Genomic DNA, 14,591 nt, shown 5'->3' on the forward strand with positions numbered 1-14,591 from the left:
TGTGCTCAGAAGCGGCTGCGGGCCGCTGCGTCCTTGGCCAACGTTGTCGTCATCGGTGCACAGTGGGGCGACGAGGGGAAGGGCAAGATCACAGATCTTCTCAGCCGCTCCGCCGACGTTGTGGTGCGCTATCAGGGCGGGGTCAACGCCGGCCACACCATCGTCGTGGACGACAAGGTGCTCAAGCTGCACCTGATCCCCTCCGGCATCCTCTATCCCGACACCGTCTGCCTGATCGGTTCCGGCACAGTGGTGGACCCGAAGGTGATGCTCGGCGAGCTGGACATGCTGGCCGAGAACGGCATTGGCGTGGAGGGCCTGCAGCTGGCCTCCACGGCCCACGTGACCATGCCTTACCACCGCCTGCTGGACCAGGCGATGGAGCAGCGCCGCGGCGACCGTCGGATCGGCACCACCGGCCGGGGCATCGGCCCCACCTACGCCGACAAGTCGGAGCGCAATGGCATCCGCATCCTCGACATCCTTGACGAAGGCCGCCTGCGCGACCGGCTGGCCGGGCCGCTGGCCGAGAAGAACGAGATTCTGGTGAAGCTCTACGGGCTCGAACCGCTTGTGTTTGAGGAGGTGGTGGCCGAATACGTGGCCTACGGCCAGCGCCTGGCACCCCACGTCGTCGACTGCACGCGCACCATTCACCAAGCCGCCCGGGCCCGCAAGAACATCCTGTTCGAGGGTGCCCAGGGAACCCTGCTCGATCTCGACCATGGCACCTATCCCTACGTCACCTCGTCCAACCCGGTGAGTGGCGGCGCCTGCATCGGTGCCGGCGTGGGTCCCACCCTGATCGACCGGGTGATTGGCGTGGCCAAGGCCTACACCACCCGGGTGGGTGAGGGTCCCTTCCCCACCGAGCTCGAAGGCAGCCTCAACGATCACCTCTGCGACCGCGGCGGCGAATTCGGGACCACCACCGGTCGACGCCGGCGCTGTGGCTGGTTTGACGGCGTGATTGGCCGCTACGCCGTGGAGGTGAACGGTCTCGATTGTTTGGCCATCACCAAACTCGACGTGCTCGATGAGCTCGATGAGATTCAGGTGTGCGTCGCCTACGAGCTCAACGGCGAGCGCATTGAGTACTTCCCAAGCAGCTCGGAAGACTTCGCCCGCTGCCAGCCGATCTTTGAAACTCTGCCGGGTTGGCAGACCTCCACCGCCAACTGCCGCAGCCTCGAAGAACTGCCGGCCACGGCGATGAGCTATCTGCGCTTTTTGGCCGACCTGATGGAAGTGCCGATTGCGATCGTCTCCCTGGGCGCCAACCGCGACCAGACCATCGTGGTGGAAGACCCCATCCACGGTCCCAAGCGAGCCCTGCTGAGCGTCTGATGACCAAACATTTCGACGTTGTCGGCATCGGCAACGCCATCGTGGACGTGCTGGTGCAGGCCGACGACGACCTGCTCGACAACTTCGAGCTCACCAAGGGCACCATGACCCTGGTGGATGAGCACCAGGCCGAAACGCTCTACGCCAGCGTGGGGCCAGGCCTGGAAACCTCCGGGGGCTCAGCCGCCAACACCCTCGCCGGGGTGGCTCAGCTGGGCGGGCGGGCCGGCTTCATCGGCCGGGTGCGCGACGACCAGCTGGGGGGCATCTTTGCCCACGACATCCGTTCGGTCGGCGCCCGGTTCGACACGCCGGCCGCCACCACGGGGCCGTCCACGGCCCGCTGCCTGATCCTGGTTACCCCGGATGCCCAGCGCACCATGTGCACCTACCTAGGGGCGTCGGTGGGCCTCGATCCTGCCGATCTGAATCTGGACCTGGTGGCCCAGGCCAAGGTGCTGTACCTCGAGGGCTACCTGTGGGACAGCGACGAGGCCAAAGCGGCCTTCATCGCCGCGGCCGAAGTGGCCCGCGCCCATGGCGGTGAGGTGGCCCTGAGCCTCTCCGATGCCTTCTGCGTCGAGCGCCACCGCGACAGCTTCCAAGAGCTGGTGGATGGCCACGTCGACATCCTGTTTGCCAACGAGATGGAGATCACGGCCCTCTACAAAGCCAACAGCTTTGAAGAGGCCGCCGACCAGGTTCGGGGGCGCTGCAAGGTGGCGGCCCTGACCCGCAGCGAACTGGGCTCGGTGATCCTCAATGGCCAGGGCAGCCACGCCATCGTGCCCTTCCGGCTCGGCCCCCTGGTGGACACCACCGGCGCCGGCGATCTGTATGCGGCCGGCTTCCTGCATGGTTACACCCAGGGCCAGGACCTGGAGGCCTGCGGTCGCCTCGGCTCACTCTGCGCTGGTCAGGTGGTGACCCAGCTCGGCCCCCGGCCCCAGGGATCCCTCAAGGACCTGGTGGCCCAGCATCTGGGCTGAGGCTCTCCACCAGCCACTGGCCATAGGCACCGGCGCTGACGGCGCTCCAGTGGATCCACTCCGGGGTGTCGTAGCTGTGCAGCGCCAGCAACGCCTCACGCAGGGCTTCCAGCCGCTCGGGGCTGGTCTTGAGCAGCAGTTGCACTTCCTCGCTGGAGGTGATCTGCCCCTGCCAGCGGTAGTGCGACTGCACTGGCAACAGGCTGGCGCAGGCCACAAGGCGCCGCTCCAGAAGCTCCGCTGCCAAGGCCCGGGCGCGCTCTGGGCTGGCCTCGGTGGTGAGCACCAGCTGCAAGGGCTGGTTGGTGTTGGCGTCCGTCATGGGCGGGGGGGCGTCCAGCCAGCCAGTGTCGCCAGCAGCGCCGCTGCATCGAGGCTCTCCAGCCCGGCCGGCTCCTGGGGGCGGCACAGCAGCAGCAGGTTCAGACCCTCGCTGCAGCAAATCCTGCGCCAGAGCTCCTCGGTGGAGCCGCCAGACTGGCGCGCCAACACCGTGTTGATGCGCCAGCGACGCACCAGGGCCCGCTCCACGGCCAGCGCCGCCCCGGGCCTGAGGCAGGCAACCCGCTCAGCTGTCAGGCCCGCTGCCATGGCCTGTTGCAGGGAGCTGACGCTGGGCAGCAGGCGGGCATGGTGAAGGGCACCGGGGCTGAGGGAGACGGCTGCCGCCAACTGCCGGGCGCCGATGGCCAGCAGCAGGCGCTGACCCGCCAGCGGCACAGCCCGCAGAGTCTCCAGCGCTGGAAGCAAGGTGGCCGGGCCCTCAAGAGTGGGGCGCTGCAAGCGCAGCAGACGTTGCCTCTGACGGGCGCAACCCGCCATGAGCTGGCGGCTCACCTGGCAGGCAAACGGATGGCTGGCGTCCACCACCAGCGCGTAGGGGCGGCCGCTGGATGCGGCGGCCGTCAGTTCGGCCTCCACAGCCGCTTCTCCACCGAGAGCGCCGACCCTGAGGGTCAGCTCCGGGTGGGGCCGGTAGGCCAGGGCCGCAGGCGCGCTGACCACACTCACCGTCAGCTGCCAGCCGAGGGCCAGCAGCCTCTCGGCCAGCTCGGGGCCCTCGCCGGTGCCAGCCACCAACCACAGGCGCCGGCAGTCCTGGTAGCTGCGATCCTGGTGCATCTCGGGTCGGTGCATCAGGATGGGCGTCGCCCAATGGTTTCCGGGGAGTGAATCACTGTCTGCTCGAGGTCGAGGTGCTGGAAGCGCCCCAGGTGCGCTACACCCAGGACAACCAGACGCCGGTGGCGGAAATGGCCGTCCAAATTGACGGTCTGCGTCCCGATGATCCTCCGGGCCAGTTGAAGGTGGTGGGCTGGGGCAATCTGGCCCAGGAGCTGCAAAACAGCGTGCACGTGGGCCAGCGGCTGATGCTCGAAGGCCGCCTTCGCATGAACACCGTGACACGGCAGGACGGGGTCAAGGAAAAGCGCGCCGAATTCACCCTGGCCCGCCTCCACCCCCTGGGTGCTGAACCCTCCGGAATGACTCCTGGCACCCCCTCCCCCGCGACTACGGCCCCCGCCGCCAGTGCCACTGCGCCGCCGGTGCGCCGCGCCACCGGCTCCGGGATGGCACCAGCTCCAGGCGGCGCCTCTCCCAGCACGGCGCCCCCCAGCGCAGCCCAGCCGGCTGCCCAGCCCCCCACCTGGAACACCTCGCCGCTGGTGCCCGATCTGCCCGACGACGACGACATTCCCTTCTGAATTGAGCCCTACCGGCCTACCTGCTCACTCGCCCACCCGCTCACTGGCCTGGTCGAGCAGCTGACCGAGTTCGCGCTCCAGGGCAGCGAGGTCGAGCCGCCATTGGGGCCAACGGCCGGCATCGATCTGACGCAACAGCCAGAGCCGATCGGCCTTGAGGGCGTCGATCAAAGCAGCTGTGCTGGGCTCAGTGGCCGTGCTGGAGGCTTCGGGGGCCATGGGCATACAGGAAGATGGCTGTATGCAAGCACTCCTTTCCCCCGGAAGCCTGGTCACAATTGCGGGAGCGGTGCTCACGGTGATCGGCTCGATCGCCTACGCCACCGACATCCCCAACCTCAGCCTGCCGACGATTTTCTACGGGATTCCAATCCTGCTGGGCGGTCTGGCCCTGAAATCTTCAGAGCTGCCGCCCCCCCAGCGCCTCACCCCCGCCGCCCAGTACAAGGCACTGCGGGAGCTCCCAGAGAGCGAACCGCTGCGCAAGCTGCTCGCCGACGTAGACCGCTGGCGCTACGGCCAGAAAGCCCATCTGGAGAGCTCGCTGGAGGTGCTGAAGCTCTGGGATGAGGACGCCCCGCCCCAGTTGATCAGCGTCGAAGAGCTGGATTGTGACGGCCGCTACGGACTCAGACTGCGGTTTCGTTGTGAGGGGGTGCCCCTGGAGCGCTGGCAGGCCCGCGCCGACCGCCTCGGCCGCTTCTTCGGGCCAGGCCTCCAGGCCGACATTCAACCGGAGCGCCGCGACAGCTTCAGCCTCGCCCTGGTGCCCGCGGCTGCAGCGAGCTAAGACCCGCTTGTTCCCTTTTCACCGTCGTTTCTGCGCCCCGCCTTGAGCTCCGAACCCTTGATCAGCAGCCAGGACACCCTGCGGGTGTCGGTCCTCAGTGAGGCCCTTCCCTACATCCAGCGCTTTGCTGGCCGCCGGGTGGTGGTCAAGTACGGCGGTGCAGCCATGGTGCGCGACGAGCTGCGCGATGCCGTTTACCGCGACCTGGTGCTGCTGGCCTCCGTCGGCGTGCAACCGGTGGTGGTGCACGGCGGCGGGCCGGAGATCAACGACTGGCTCACCCGCCTCAACATCGAACCGGCCTTCCGCAACGGCCTACGGGTGACCACCCCGGAAACCATGGACGTGGTGGAGATGGTGCTGGTGGGCCGGGTCAATAAACACATTGTCAACGGGCTCAACCGCGTGGGCGGGCGGGCCGTGGGTCTGTGCGGCAGCGATGGCTCCCTGGTGCGGGCCCGCACCTACGCCGACGGGGCCAATGGCCTGGTGGGGGAGGTGGCGGCGGTGGACCCCTCCGTGCTGTTTCCTCTGCTCGATGCGGGTTACATCCCCGTGATCTCCAGCGTGGCGGCCGACGGGGAGGGGCAGGCCCACAACATCAACGCCGACACGGTGGCCGGCGAACTGGCCGCCGCACTGCAGGCCGAGAAGCTGATCCTGCTGACCGACACGGCGGGGATCCTGCAGGATCGCCACGACCCCGGCTCCCTGATCCGCCAGCTCAGCCTCTCGCAAGCCCGGCAGCTGATCCACGACGGCGTGGTGGAGGGCGGCATGACCCCGAAAACCGAGTGCTGCATCCGCGCCCTAGCCCAGGGGGTGGCAGCGGCCCACATCGTTGATGGCCGTGTGCCCCACGCCCTGCTGCTCGAGGTGTTCACCGACGCGGGCATCGGCACGATGGTGGTGGGCAGCCAACGCGCTTGCCATGGCTGATGCGCCCCTGGATGCGTCCCTGGAGGAACAGCTGGCCGCAGCTCGCGCGGCCTTGGAGCGGGGTGACTACGGGCGGGTGGTGCGGCTGCTCGAGCCCCTGACCCGCGAACACCCCTCCACCACCCAGGCAGGGGCCGAGATCCAGCTGCTGCTGGCCACGGCCTGGATGGGCCAGGGTGACAACACTCGCGCCATGGTGTGCTGCCGCCTGATCAAGCGCTGCCGGGATGCCACCCTGCGGGCCCAGGCCCAGGACCTGCTCACCGTGCTGGAAGCCCCCGCCCTGGAGCGGCCCCGCGACTGGTCGATCACCTTGCCTGATCTGGGCTCAGCCCAAGCGATGGGCAGCCAGATGCAGCAACTGGCCCGCAGCCGCCGCGCCAACAAACCGCCGCCGCCACCGCCACCGCCCGTTGGGCCCACCCGGGCCCCGGTGGGCTTTGCCCTGCTGGCGGTGGTGTTGCTGTTGCTCACGGTGCTGCTCGGCGGCTGCATGGAGGTGCGCACCGAGCTCAACTTCAAGGGACCGGGCCGGCTGCAGATCACCCATGCACTGATCAGCGATGGCGCGCAGCCGCCCCCCTGGGGGCGCCAGTTCAGCCAGCTCCTGCAGAGCCAGGGCTTTCGGCCTGCCCCCACCGGCGCGGCGTCACCGGGCCCTGGGGATTGGCAACAACGGCTGCAGAGCCAGGTGCTGGCGGCACCCCGGGCCCTGGAGCTGCTGGCCCGCAACCTCAGCGATGCGGCCCAGCTCGCCGGGGTGACCCTGCCGGCTCCGGAGCTCGCGCTGCAGGAGCGCAACTGGCTGGTGGGCGTGCACCAGACCCTCGAGCTGGCCGTAGACCTGCGGGAGGTGCAACCCCTGCCGGGCTTCAGCGCCGCCGTTGAGCTGAGCCCCGCCGGCAGCAGGGCCGTGCAGCGCGCTGGCCCGGAGCCGGCCCAGGCTCTTCCAGGCCGGCAGACCCTGCGCTGGCCGCTGCGCTTCGGGGCTCGCAACACCCTGCAGCTGACCTGCTGGCGCTGGAGCGGATTGGGGCTGGGCGGCCTTCTGATCGCAGCGGGCCTGGCCCTGGTGCTGGCACTGGAGCGCCTGCGCCGGCTGCTGGGCTTCGGCCTGCCCGAGCTACCGGCCTAAGCCACCCCTTACAGGGTGAGGGGATCGGGGTCGATCGCCAGCCCAACCCCCGCCGGCAGCCCCTGGCGCAACACGGCCTCGCTGGGCAGGGGCAACGGCTGGCCGGCGGGTCCGTGCAACAGCAGCTGCCAGCGGCTCTTGCCCGCCACCCGGGCCACCGGGGCCGGGGCGGGACCGATCAGCAGCCAACCGGCCGCTTCGAGGTCGCCGCGAATCCGCTCCGCCAGAGCCGCTGCCGCCGTGGCGGTGCCGCTGGCCGTGGGGCCACTTAGGCGCAGCAGACAGGCCCGGCTAAAGGGCACCAGGCTGGCCTGGCGACGCAACTGGCTCTCCTCCAGCAGAAATTGCCCGTAGCGACCATCCACGAGATGGCGGATCACGGGGTGATCCGGGCTGTAGGTCTGCACCAGCACCTCCCCCGGCTTCTCACCGCGCCCGGCCCGGCCCGCTAGCTGCAACAGCAGCTGCAGGCACTGCTCCGAGGAGCGCAGATCAGGGCGATGCAGCAGCCCATCCGCCGCGAGAACCGCAGCGAGGGTGACCCGGGGCAGGTCCATTCCCTTGGCCAGCATCTGGGTGCCCACGAGCACGTCGGCCTCACCTTGGGCAAAACGGTCGAGCAGGCGGCGGTGACCATCTCGGCCCCGGGTTGTGTCGCGGTCGAAGCGCAGCAACCGCAGACCCTCCAGCTCGGCGGCCAGCTGCTCCATCACCCGCTGGGTGCCGGCCCCGAAGGGCTTGAAGGCGGTGGAGCCACAGTGGCCGCAGCGGTCTCCCAGCTCGGCGCGGTGATCGCACCAGTGGCAGCGCAACCATTCCTGGCCACCCTTGGAGCGGTGCACCGTGAGGGCCACATCGCAATGGGGGCACAGCACCGCCTCGCCGCAGCTGCGGCAGCTCAGGAAGGCCCGGTAGCCGCGGCGGGGCACCAGCACCACGGCCTGCTCTCCCTTCTCCTGCAGCTGCTCAAGCCGCCCCATCAGGGCCCGACTGAGCAGGCGGCGGTGGCCCTCAGCCAACTCATGGCGCATGTCGATCACCCGCACAGCAGGCAGCGGCCGGGCTCCGATCCGCTCCGGTAGCCGCAGCAGGCGGGTGGAGGCCTGGGGCCCCTGGCACGCCAGCCAGCTCTCCAGCGATGGGGTGGCACTGCCAAGCACCAGCCGGGCTCCGCTGCGCCGGGCCCGCTGCCGAGCCACATCCCGAGCGTGATAGCAGGGCATCGGGCTGTCCTGCTTGTAGGAGCTGTCGTGCTCCTCATCCAGCACGATCAAGCCCAGGCGTGGCATCGGCAAAAAGATCGCCGAGCGGGTGCCCACCACCACCACCGGCTCGTCTTCGAGGCAGCGGCGCCAGGTGGCAACCCGGGCGCCATCGGCGAGGCCGCTGTGAAACTCCACCACCCGGGAGCCAAAGCGCTCACGGGCACGGTCGAGCAGCTGGGGAATCAGGCCGATCTCCGGCGTGAGCAGCAAGCAGCCCTCCCCCGCGGCGAGCACCCGGGCAGCCGCCTGCAGATACACCTCGGTTTTGCCGGCGCCGGTGACGCCCCAGAGCAGAAATTCAGCGCCCGGATCCGCCCCGGCCAGGGCGTGCACCGCAGCGGCCTGGGCTTCGGTGAGAGCAGGCCAGGCGGCAGCCGGCAGGCCCGCAGAACTGCTGCCCGGCTCCGACTCCGAGCGCCGCACCACCAACCCCCGAGATTCCAGGCCCTTCAGCACAGCCCGGCTGAAGCCCGCCTCGCCGCAGAGCTGGCGCAGGGGCACCGCAGCGGCTTGACCCTCCAGGTGCTCCAACAGCTGCTGCTGCCGGGGGGTAAGGGGCTGGCTGGGGAGCGGCGCGGCAGAGCGTTCCACCAACCAGATTGGACGGCTGGTGCGACTTGGCCCCTGGCTGCGCTGGCCGAGCCAACCGGGGGGCAGGGCGCTTTTGAGGGTTTTGAACAGGCTGGTGTGGCACGACTCGGCCACGCTCTCAATCAACCCTTGCCATTGGGGATCGACGGCGGCCCGCTGCCAGATCGCCAGAATCGGTTGGATCGTCTTGCCGCTCAGACTGGCCGGCAGCTGATCGAGCGCTTCCACCACAAGCCCGGTGTGCAGGCGGCCCTGCAGACGCACCCGCACCAGATCACCGATGCCAGCAGGGGTCTCAGCGCTGTTGGCATAGGTAAAGACCTGGCCTTCGCGGCCGGCCTCAAGCCAGATCTGCAGCCACGGGGGCGTCGAGCTTGCAAAGGTCACAGCCCATTCATAGAATGTGTCTGTTGGGCAGTCCAATGGCTGCCGTCGGAACCGAGCAGAGTTCCGTCCAGCGGGAAGACCTGAAGAGAGACCCCGGGAGCCAGCCTCCCACCATTCGGCCTCCCGGTCTGCGACCACCCCTGACAGCACTGCTTGGCTCCAGCCAATTTTTTGGCTCCAGCCAATTTTTTGGCTCCAGCCAATTTCCTGGCTTCGGCCATCCAATCAGGCTTCCGCCGCCGACCTTTTTGCTCCATCAGGTCGTTTTCTGTCGTGAGGTGTCCCGTAGACCCCGCTGTTCAGCATCACTGTCGACTCTCCTCAAACCCTTGAGGCCTCTCGAAGTCCAGCCACCCGACCGACCATCGCCGTTTCCAACCCCGTTCGACTGTGCAGTCGTGCTGAATGCCGCCGGGCAATCCCTGGAAACCCGCTTCCCCCCCAACGCTCTGTCTCTCTTCGTTTCCGTATCCCATGAGCCCCGCCGCCGCTGCCGAGCTGAAAGCAACCCCGGAAATCCTGATCGTGGCCACGGCGGCCGGTGAAGAGGCGGCTGTGAAGCCCAAAGCGAAGAAGGCTGCTGCCAAGCCCAAGGCCGCCTCCAGCAAGTCTGCCGCCCCAAAAACCACAACCGCTAAATCCAGCCCAGCCAAAGCCAAGGCTGCAGGCACCAAGGCCCCTGCCAAAACCAAGGTTGTCGTTGCGGATGCAGCCCCCGCCGCCGACGGGGCAGACCCAGCCCTCGCCGCCGCGGTAGCCGAAAAGGACAACAAGGCTGCCAAAGCCCTGGCCAGCATCAAGGTGGGCCCGAAGGGTGTCTACACGGAAGACTCGATCCGCGTTTATCTGCAGGAGATCGGCCGGATCCGGCTGCTGCGCCCAGACGAGGAGATCGAGCTGGCCCGCAAGATCGCTGATCTGCTGCAGCTCGAGGAGATTGCTGCTCAGTTCGAGGCTGACAACGGCCGCCAGCCCGACAACCGGGAGTGGGCGGTTCTGGTGGAGATGCCACCGATCAAGTTCCGCCGCCGGCTGATGCTGGGCCGCCGGGCCAAGGAAAAGATGGTGCAGTCGAACCTGCGACTGGTGGTGTCGATCGCCAAGAAATACATGAACCGGGGTCTGAGCTTCCAGGACCTGATCCAGGAGGGCAGCCTCGGTCTGATCCGCGCCGCTGAGAAGTTCGACCACGAGAAGGGCTACAAGTTCTCCACCTACGCCACCTGGTGGATCCGTCAGGCGATCACCCGCGCTATCGCCGACCAGTCGCGCACCATCCGCCTGCCGGTGCACCTCTACGAGACGATCTCGCGCATCAAGAAAACCACCAAGACCCTTTCCCAGGAGTTCGGCCGCAAGCCCACCGAGGAGGAGATCGCCGAATCGATGGAGATGACCATCGAGAAGCTGCGCTTCATCGCCAAGAGCGCCCAGCTGCCGATCTCCCTGGAAACGCCGATCGGCAAGGAGGAGGATTCTCGCCTCGGCGACTTCATCGAAGCCGACATCGAGAACCCCGAGCAGGACGTGGCCAAGAACCTGCTGCGCGAAGACCTCGAAGGCGTGCTGGCCACCCTCAGCCCCCGCGAGCGCGACGTGCTGCGCCTGCGCTACGGCCTGGATGACGGCCGCATGAAAACCCTCGAGGAGATCGGCCAGATCTTTGATGTCACCCGCGAGCGGATTCGTCAGATCGAGGCCAAGGCCCTGCGCAAGCTGCGCCACCCCAACCGCAACGGCGTGCTCAAGGAGTACATCAAGTGAGTGAGGGCCTGACGGCCCTGCGGGAGCTGCGCAGCGCGCCGATGCTTCAGGCCCCTGAGCGTGCTGCGCTGTTGACGGAACTGCAGCCCTGTCTTGCCGCCTGTGACTGGTTCACGGTGGGGGTGATGGCTCCCACAGCGGCCAGGGCGCTGGCCTGCCTGCGCCAGCTGGAGACGGCCCTGGGCTGGAGCCCCCTGGAGCTGGATCCGGCCTGCGAAGCCCTGGAGGCCATCGAGGGGCCGGTGTTTCTCAAGGCCAACCAGAACACGGGCCGCTTTCTGGTGCGTCGTGAAACGGGGCTGGGGGAAGGGCTTCTCATCACTGGCCACAGCAATGTCAATCCCGACGCCGAAGACACCTGGGGGCCCTTCCCCCTCGATCTGTTTGCCGCCTGAGCGATCCCGCGCTTTTGTGACAGCGCAGGCGTTGCGAGAGAGCTCCACTCCTTAGGCTGGGCGGCTGTTATCTGGCACCGATGGCCAATCCCCTGCGCATCGCCTCCCGCCGCAGCCAACTGGCCATGGTGCAGACCCATTGGGTGCGCGATGAGCTAACCAAGGCCCACAGCGGCCTGGAGATCAGCATCGAGGCGATGGCCACCCAGGGCGACAAGATCCTCGATGTGGCCCTGGCCAAAATCGGCGACAAGGGACTGTTCACCAAGGAGCTCGAGGCCCAGATGCTGGTCGACCAGGCCGACATCGCCGTCCACAGCCTCAAGGACCTGCCCACCAACCTCCCTGAAGGCCTGATGCTGGGCTGCATCACCGAGCGGGAAGATCCCGCCGATGCCCTGGTGGTGCACGCCAAGCACGACGACAAAACACTCGCCACCCTGCCCGCCGGTGCCGTGGTGGGCACCAGCTCCCTGCGCCGCCTGGCCCAGCTTCGCCACCACTATCCGCACCTCACCTTCAAGGACGTGCGCGGCAATGTGATCACCCGCCTGGAGAAGCTCGATTCCGGTGAATTCGACTGTCTGATCCTTGCGGCGGCCGGCCTGGGGCGGCTGGGGCTGGGCGACCGCATCCACGAGCTGATCGATCCCTCCATCTCCCTGCACGCTGTGGGCCAAGGGGCCCTGGGCATCGAGTGCCGCGAGGGCGACAGCACCGTGCTGGAGCAGATCAAGGTGCTGGAACACCCCCCCACCGCCCGCCGCTGCCTGGCGGAGCGAGCCTTCCTGCGGGAGTTGGAAGGCGGCTGCCAGGTGCCGATCGGCGTCAACACCCGCTTTGCCGGCCCCGACAACACCGGCGAGCTGATCCTCACCGGCATGGTGGCCAGCCTCGATGGCCAGCGCCTGATCCGCGATGAGGCCCGCGGCCCCCAGGCGGATCCCGAGGCCATCGGCATTGCCCTGGCCCACACCCTCAAAGCCCAGGGAGCAGGAGAAATCCTGGAGGAGATCTTTGCAACGGTCCGGCCTGAAGCCTGAAACCACATCCGAACCCGCTGAGAACCAGGCCCCGGCAGAAGCCGAGGCCCGCGCCCTCCCGTACCAGTGGAATCTGCTCGCCTGGGCAGCTCTGGTGGGCGTGCTCACCGGGCTGGCCGTGGTGGGCTTCCATGAATTGCTCGGCTTCATCAACAACGGGCTGTTTGGCCCGTTCGTCGAGGGCCTGCTGACCGTCGGCCGCAGCCAGCCGCCCGAGCTCCCGCCCGAACTGCCCGCCCTGCCCCCCGATACGGGCACCCCCCTGCGGGCCCTGCTGCAGGTGGGTCTGGGGGGTCTGGGCTTTCTGCCGCCACCGCCGGCAGCGCCCGAGCCGCTGCCCCTACCCGTCTCGTCGCTCCCCGACTGGATCAGCCTCTGGCCGGTGGTGGTGGTGCCCACGTTGGGGGGGCTGGCCGTGGGTCTGCTGCGCCGCTACGGCGGCGACCTCGGTCCGGGACTACCCAGCCTGATGGCCATGGCGGATGGGGCGATGCCGGCCCAGCCCAGGCTGCCGCTTCAGCGCCTGCTGGGCGCATCCCTGAGCCTTGGCAGCGGCGCCTCCCTCGGCCCCGAGGGCCCCAGCGTGGAGAGCGGCGGCAACCTTGGCCTTTGGGTGGCCTTGCGCGGCGGGCTCTCCCCCCAGAGCCAGAAAGCTCTGGTGGCGGCCGGGGTGGCCGCCGGCCTAGCGGCAGGCTTTAAGGCCCCGATCGCGGGGGTGTTCTTTGCCTTCGAGGGAAGCTTCAGCGCCGTCCAGGGCCGACCCAGCCTGCGGGCCGTGCTGGTGGCGGCGGTGGCGTCCTCGCTCGTCACCCAGCTGCTGCTCGGCGACACACCAATCCTGCGGCTGCCGGCCTACGAGGTGCGCTCGCCACTGGAGTTGCCCCTCTATCTCGGGCTGGGATTGGTGGCCAGCTTGATGTCCTGGGCCCTGATCAGCCTGCTGGCCGCCGGCCGCAGTGAACGGCTTCAGGGCTGGCTAGCCCAGTTGCCACCTGGCCTGCCCACTGCCCTGGGCGGAGCCTGTGTGGGCCTGATGGCCCTGGTGTTTCCCCAGGTGCTGGGGGTGGGCTACGACACGATCGAAGCCCTGCTCGGCAGTGACGGCGGGGTGCCGCTGTTGACCCTGCTGGTGTTGCTGGGCGTGAAACTGCTGGCCACCGGCATCAGCAACGCCACCGGCTTCGTGGGAGGGGGATTTGCACCCTCGCTGTTTCTCGGGGCTGTGCTGGGCAACTGCTACGGCCAGCTGCTCGGCGCCAGCGGCCTGCATCTGCCGGTGGCCGAACCGCCGGCTTACGCGATGGTGGGCATGGCTGCCGTGCTGGCGGGCAGCGCCCGGGCACCACTGACGGCGCTGCTGCTGCTGTTTGAGCTCACCCGCGACATCCGCATCGTGCTGCCATTGATGGCGGCGGCCGGCCTCAGCGCCGCCCTGGTGGAGCGCTGGCAGGGGCTAGCGGATCCTGGGCTGCTGGGCCCCGATCCCCTGGAGGAGCACCGCCGTCGCCAGCTGGCGGCGTTGCCGGTGGGGGAAGCCTTTGAGCCGGAAGCCCCGTTGGTGCTGCCGGCCGAGCTGCCGGCCCACCTGGCCCTGCGTCAGCTGGTAGAGGCCCACGGCCATTGCCTGGTGGTGGCCGACGGGGCCTGGGTGGTGGGACTGGTGACCCTGGCGGATCTGCAACGGGCCCTCAGTGCCGAACCCTCGCGCAGCCCAAATGGCGCAGCCTTGATGCCCAGCCTGATGGACTGCCGCCGCGGGGATCTGGTGTGGCTGCCCCTATCGGCCCAAATGGCCCAGCTTGAGGACCAGCTCACCCCCAATGGCCTACGCCAAGTGCCGGTGTTCGATGTGCCGGCGGCCGTGGCGGCGGCCCTCCCCCATGGCTTGCCCAACCCTGGCCTCCCCGTCGAAGCGCTGCGGGGTCTGGCCAGTCGCGATGGCATGGCCCGGGCCTTGGCACGGCACCTGCAGTCAGCTCAGGACTGGGCCTGAAGGGCGCCGGTAAGCGGCTGGGCTGCCGGATCGACGGCACACAAGCGTTCCAGGATCCGCTCGAGATCGAGGGACGACAGTTCCCCATCGCTGGCCCACTTGAGCGTGGTGCTGGCCTGGGGATCGGCAGGTTGGTGGGACGAGGAAGCCGGGGACATGAACGGGGCCGCGGGAGGCCCATGGCCTCGATGAGGCCTTACAAGGTACTTGTGTTGATGCGACGTTTAGCCGGAGAGCTGTCGATCTC

The 14,591-nt window shown here is 68.5% G+C and carries 15 protein-coding genes; 10 read left to right on the forward strand and 5 right to left on the reverse strand.

Annotation, left to right across the window (positions count from 1 at the left end; all coding sequences use genetic code 11):
* Positions 1-33 precede the first annotated feature (33 nt).
* Both CJZ78_RS05590 and CJZ78_RS05595 read left to right on the forward strand, forming a co-directional pair.
* A complete protein-coding gene (locus CJZ78_RS05590) occupies positions 34-1,347 on the forward strand; it encodes an adenylosuccinate synthase (protein WP_094559916.1) in 1,314 nt (437 codons plus the stop codon).
* On the forward strand, positions 1,347-2,336 hold the full coding sequence (locus tag CJZ78_RS05595; RefSeq protein ID WP_094559917.1) for an adenosine kinase: 990 nt from the start codon (positions 1,347-1,349) through the stop codon (positions 2,334-2,336). The genes CJZ78_RS05590 and CJZ78_RS05595 overlap by 1 nt, the downstream gene beginning before the upstream one ends.
* Here CJZ78_RS05595 and cutA read toward each other — a convergent pair.
* Positions 2,305-2,658: a divalent-cation tolerance protein CutA gene (gene cutA / locus CJZ78_RS05600; RefSeq protein WP_094559918.1), complete on the reverse strand. Its 354-nt coding sequence runs from the start codon at positions 2,656-2,658 to the stop codon at positions 2,305-2,307. The two genes, CJZ78_RS05595 and cutA, sit on opposite strands and share 32 nt — an antisense overlap.
* Positions 2,655-3,473, reverse strand: coding sequence for a precorrin-6A/cobalt-precorrin-6A reductase (locus CJZ78_RS05605; RefSeq protein WP_233128527.1), 819 nt, complete (start codon positions 3,471-3,473; stop codon positions 2,655-2,657). The genes cutA and CJZ78_RS05605 overlap by 4 nt, the downstream gene beginning before the upstream one ends.
* Before the next feature lie 32 nt (positions 3,474-3,505).
* Between CJZ78_RS05605 and CJZ78_RS05610 the strand changes: the two genes are divergently transcribed.
* A complete protein-coding gene (locus tag CJZ78_RS05610; RefSeq protein WP_094559919.1) occupies positions 3,506-4,042 on the forward strand; it encodes a single-stranded DNA-binding protein in 537 nt (178 codons plus the stop codon).
* A 24-nt stretch (positions 4,043-4,066) separates the two neighbouring features.
* On the opposite strand, the gene CJZ78_RS05615 is transcribed toward CJZ78_RS05610, so the two are convergent.
* Complete coding sequence (locus CJZ78_RS05615; RefSeq protein WP_094559920.1) at positions 4,067-4,267, reverse strand: hypothetical protein; 201 nt, start codon at positions 4,265-4,267, stop codon at positions 4,067-4,069.
* 16 nt (positions 4,268-4,283) lie between these two features.
* On the opposite strand from CJZ78_RS05615, the gene CJZ78_RS05620 reads away from it, so the two are divergent.
* From CJZ78_RS05620 to CJZ78_RS05630, 3 genes are read left to right on the forward strand one after another with little or no spacing between them, the layout of a single operon-like run.
* Complete coding sequence (locus tag CJZ78_RS05620; RefSeq protein WP_094559921.1) at positions 4,284-4,832, forward strand: DUF2854 domain-containing protein; 549 nt, start codon at positions 4,284-4,286, stop codon at positions 4,830-4,832.
* Positions 4,833-4,874: 42 nt separating this feature from the next.
* Entirely contained in the window at positions 4,875-5,771 is an 897-nt protein-coding gene (gene argB, locus CJZ78_RS05625; RefSeq protein ID WP_094559922.1) for an acetylglutamate kinase, read from the forward strand.
* Positions 5,764-6,906, forward strand: coding sequence for a DUF3153 domain-containing protein (locus CJZ78_RS05630; protein WP_094559923.1), 1,143 nt, complete (start codon positions 5,764-5,766; stop codon positions 6,904-6,906). Before argB ends, CJZ78_RS05630 begins: the two co-directional genes overlap by 8 nt.
* Positions 6,907-6,914: 8 nt before the next feature.
* Here the strand turns inward: CJZ78_RS05630 and priA are convergent, their stop codons facing one another.
* Positions 6,915-9,149 carry a primosomal protein N' gene (gene priA, locus CJZ78_RS05635; protein WP_094559924.1) on the reverse strand — a complete coding sequence of 745 codons (2,235 nt, stop codon included), beginning with the start codon at positions 9,147-9,149 and terminating at the stop codon, positions 6,915-6,917.
* Positions 9,150-9,623: 474 nt separating this feature from the next.
* Between priA and rpoD the strand changes: the two genes are divergently transcribed.
* From rpoD to CJZ78_RS05655, 4 genes are all read left to right on the forward strand, one after another.
* Positions 9,624-10,913 carry an RNA polymerase sigma factor RpoD gene (gene rpoD / locus CJZ78_RS05640; protein WP_094559925.1) on the forward strand — a complete coding sequence of 430 codons (1,290 nt, stop codon included), beginning with the start codon at positions 9,624-9,626 and terminating at the stop codon, positions 10,911-10,913.
* Entirely contained in the window at positions 10,910-11,308 is a 399-nt protein-coding gene (locus CJZ78_RS05645) for a DUF1824 family protein (protein ID WP_094559926.1), read from the forward strand. The genes rpoD and CJZ78_RS05645 overlap by 4 nt, the downstream gene beginning before the upstream one ends.
* 80 nt (positions 11,309-11,388) lie before the next feature.
* Complete coding sequence (gene hemC / locus CJZ78_RS05650; protein WP_094559927.1) at positions 11,389-12,351, forward strand: hydroxymethylbilane synthase; 963 nt, start codon at positions 11,389-11,391, stop codon at positions 12,349-12,351.
* Positions 12,326-14,344, forward strand: a complete 2,019-nt coding sequence (locus CJZ78_RS05655) for a chloride channel protein (protein ID WP_094559928.1) — start codon at positions 12,326-12,328, stop codon at positions 14,342-14,344. The genes hemC and CJZ78_RS05655 overlap by 26 nt, the downstream gene beginning before the upstream one ends.
* Here the strand turns inward: CJZ78_RS05655 and CJZ78_RS14180 are convergent.
* Entirely contained in the window at positions 14,329-14,502 is a 174-nt protein-coding gene (locus CJZ78_RS14180; protein WP_198953848.1) for a hypothetical protein, read from the reverse strand. The two genes, CJZ78_RS05655 and CJZ78_RS14180, sit on opposite strands and share 16 nt — an antisense overlap.
* Positions 14,503-14,591: the final 89 nt, after the last annotated feature.

Origin of the sequence: Synechococcus sp. 8F6 (genome assembly GCF_002252665.1) — a bacterium.
Classification (GTDB): Bacteria; Cyanobacteriota; Cyanobacteriia; order PCC-6307; family Cyanobiaceae; genus Cyanobium_A.

What these genes read in the sequence shown, in the direction of transcription:
- CJZ78_RS05630 (WP_094559923.1), top strand. Translation starts at nt 5,764, where the DNA reads ATGGCTGATGCGCCCCTGGATGCGTCCCTGGAGGAACAGCTGGCCGCA.
- CJZ78_RS05615 (WP_094559920.1), bottom strand. Translation starts at nt 4,267, where the DNA reads ATGCCCATGGCCCCCGAAGCCTCCAGCACGGCCACTGAGCCCAGCACA.
- CJZ78_RS14180 (WP_198953848.1), bottom strand. Translation starts at nt 14,502, where the DNA reads ATGTCCCCGGCTTCCTCGTCCCACCAACCTGCCGATCCCCAGGCCAGC.
- CJZ78_RS05605 (WP_233128527.1), bottom strand. Translation starts at nt 3,473, where the DNA reads ATGCACCGACCCGAGATGCACCAGGATCGCAGCTACCAGGACTGCCGG.
- cutA (WP_094559918.1), bottom strand. Translation starts at nt 2,658, where the DNA reads ATGACGGACGCCAACACCAACCAGCCCTTGCAGCTGGTGCTCACCACC.
- rpoD (WP_094559925.1), top strand. Translation starts at nt 9,624, where the DNA reads ATGAGCCCCGCCGCCGCTGCCGAGCTGAAAGCAACCCCGGAAATCCTG.
- CJZ78_RS05620 (WP_094559921.1), top strand. Translation starts at nt 4,284, where the DNA reads ATGCAAGCACTCCTTTCCCCCGGAAGCCTGGTCACAATTGCGGGAGCG.
- hemC (WP_094559927.1), top strand. Translation starts at nt 11,389, where the DNA reads ATGGCCAATCCCCTGCGCATCGCCTCCCGCCGCAGCCAACTGGCCATG.
- CJZ78_RS05595 (WP_094559917.1), top strand. Translation starts at nt 1,347, where the DNA reads ATGACCAAACATTTCGACGTTGTCGGCATCGGCAACGCCATCGTGGAC.